The 1,085-nt window shown below is 81.4% G+C and carries 1 protein-coding gene; it reads left to right on the top strand.

What is annotated here, in order from left to right; translation table 11 throughout:
* Window positions 1–253 precede the first annotated feature (253 nt).
* Window positions 254–1,085 (top strand): protein phosphatase 2C domain-containing protein (locus ACWGIU_RS38370; RefSeq protein WP_453712778.1); only part of this gene is annotated, 832 nt, incomplete at its 3' end.

Raw genomic sequence — 1,085 nt, 5'->3', positions numbered from 1 at the left:
GGCCACGGCACCGGCACCGGCCACGGCACCGGCACCGGCACCGGCACCGACCACGGCCCCTGCCACGGGCCCGCCACCGGACCTCGCGCCGGACCCCGGCCCGCCGGAACCTCCGCGCGCCCCGGAGCCGCTGCTGCCCGGCCCCCGTCAGGGGGAGGCGGCGGCCCCGACCCTGCCCAGCCTCCCGCCGCCGCGGGATCCGCGGGCGGGCGACGCCACCGGGTACGCGCTCGGGGGCGTTGCCGTACCACCGGTGCGCGGTACCGAGCAGCCGGTGCGGCGCCGGGAGGCGCCGAGCCCCGAGCCCCGGTTCGATCCGGCACCGCAGCCGCCGCCCGTCGCCGGGCCCGAGCGGGGGTCCGAGCCCGAACCGGGGCCCGCACCGGTGGCGGCCGGACCGGAGACCGTCCGGCCCGAGGTCTCCCACCTGGGTGACCGCGCCCCCACCTACGCCCCCGAGCCCGGGGCCCTCCCGCCCGCCGACCCGGCGGCCCTCGACGGGCTGACCCCGGACACGGTCCTGGAGGGGGCCCGCTACGGCACCTACACCCTGCGCGCCGCCTCCCTGCGCGGGGACTCCGCCCGTTACCGCGGCGAGGCCCGCCGCGACTTCCTGCTCACCGCCCGCTTCGGCAGCGGCGACGACGCGCTGGTCCTGGTGGCCCTCGCGGGCGGGGACCGGGCCGCCCCCGGCGCGGCCGAGGCGGCCGCCGACCTGTGCCGCACGGTCGCGTCCGCCGTCGGGCGCAGTCAGGACAGGCTGGCCGACGACATCCGCGCCGGGAACCGCGACGCCCTGCGGTCGGGCCTGCAGCGCCTCACCGACCGTGGCTACGGGCGGCTGCGGGCCCGCGCCGCCGAGCTGGGGCTCGCGGAGTCGGCGTACACCGCCGGACTGCGCGGGCTGCTGCTCCCGGTGGACCCGCGGTGCCGCACCCGGGTGTGCTTCGGCGCCGGCGCGGGCGGGCTGTTCCGGCTCCGCTCGGGGCAGTGGCAGGACCTGGAACCCGCCGGGTCGGCCGAGGACACCGAGGGCGGCTTCCGCTTCCGTGCCGCCGTGGCCCGGCCGGGGGACACCCTCCTGC

The organism is Streptomyces sp. NPDC054840 (assembly GCF_053611065.1).
The sequence above is the reverse complement of the archived record's forward strand: the minus strand, read 5'-3'. Positions and strand labels throughout refer to the sequence as shown.